The organism is Sodalis-like endosymbiont of Proechinophthirus fluctus (genome assembly GCF_001602625.1).
In the GTDB taxonomy this organism is placed as follows: domain Bacteria; phylum Pseudomonadota; class Gammaproteobacteria; order Enterobacterales; family Enterobacteriaceae.
Genome location: NZ_LECR01000016.1, coordinates 13,091 through 13,417, shown reverse-complemented (window position 1 = coordinate 13,417; position 327 = coordinate 13,091). Strand labels below are relative to the sequence as shown.

Below are 327 nucleotides of genomic sequence, written 5' to 3'. Positions count from 1 at the left end.
AGCCTGCTCTAGATAGGCCTGGAATGCTTTAAAATAAGCGCTTCGCTGCGCCGGTGTGGCTTCGCGATAATAGTGCCCTAGCACCAGCGCGCCGGCGTATTTCACCTGCACATAAGGGATCAGCTCTTCGCGCACAACGGTGCGTAGATAGTTGGGATCCTGGTGGATTTTGCCCTGTTCATTCTTCAATCGGGTAAAGGTTTTGCTCGCCGCATCGTTCATTAAATGATAAGGGTTGACCTGATCAGCAGCCTGTGCCAGCGTCGTAATCACAAGCAGCGCCACAATTAATAAACGTTTAAACATGCAGTTCTCCTATTGAGGTTA

1 protein-coding gene is annotated in these 327 nt (G+C 49.8%); it reads right to left on the bottom strand.

Features of this window, described 5'->3' with window-relative positions:
- The coding region (locus BG74_RS15915; RefSeq protein WP_244267163.1) for an ABC transporter substrate-binding protein at positions 1-306 on the bottom strand (306 nt) is incomplete at its 3' end.
- Positions 307-327 lie beyond the last annotated feature (21 nt).